Source organism: Mesorhizobium sp. M8A.F.Ca.ET.161.01.1.1 (genome assembly GCF_004792105.1).
Classification (GTDB): domain Bacteria; phylum Pseudomonadota; class Alphaproteobacteria; order Rhizobiales; family Rhizobiaceae; genus Mesorhizobium.
Window position 1 is genome coordinate 1 of sequence record NZ_SRTD01000050.1, and the last position, 686, is coordinate 686.

Consider the following 686-nt stretch of genomic DNA (forward strand, 5'->3'; position numbering starts at 1 on the left):
GCAGGATTTCCGCCAGCAGGTGGCGCAGTGCGTGCAGGATGGCGGCCCGGCCGCCCGGATTGCCACGATGCTGTCTCCCACTGCCGACCACTATTTCGTGCTCAAGCCCAAGCACTCTGCCTTCCTGGCCAGCCCCTTGCCGATCCTGCTGGCCAAACTGGGCGTGCGCCGCCTCTGGCTCAGCGGGATGACGGCGGACTCCTGTGTCCTGGCCACCGCCTTGGATGCCAACGCCAGGGAATTCGAGGTGCGGGTGGCGCCAGAGGCCGTTGCCGGGCTGCCTGCCGCGAAACGGCGTGCCATGGCCCTGCTCGCCAATTCCGGTGCGGCGCAGGTGGAGCGCTTCAGGATGCCTGCGCGCGGCTGACAGCTGCGCCGGGCACGGCCGGCCGGACGCTGCACCGGCTCACTTCCCTGCCGGGCCGCACGGGAAGGCCTGCTTCAGCGCTTCCACCACCAGCACCGACGCATCCTCATGCAGACGGCGCTGCGGCAGCTGCCGGAGGTGCGTGGCAACGCGATCCACCAGTTCGTGCGGCAGGATCTGGCCCTGTCCACACCAGTGCCCACGACTGGCATCGGCGACACCCTGGATATACGCGCTGGCGCGGGCGCTGGACTGGGAGCGGCACTGCTCGCCGGCGCAGAATCCGTCCGCCGCGTTTCCCTGCAACAGCGACACCAGC

Annotated in this window: 2 protein-coding genes; one reads left to right on the forward strand and one right to left on the reverse strand. The window is 69.8% G+C overall.

The features are described from left to right. Positions 1-367 (forward strand): isochorismatase family protein (locus EN804_RS34505; RefSeq protein ID WP_135922298.1); only part of this gene is annotated, 367 nt, incomplete at its 5' end. A gap of 39 nt (positions 368-406) precedes the next feature. Here the strand turns inward: EN804_RS34505 and EN804_RS34510 are convergent. After that, the coding region (locus tag EN804_RS34510; RefSeq protein ID WP_210237379.1) for a Rap1a/Tai family immunity protein at positions 407-686 on the reverse strand (280 nt) is incomplete at its 5' end.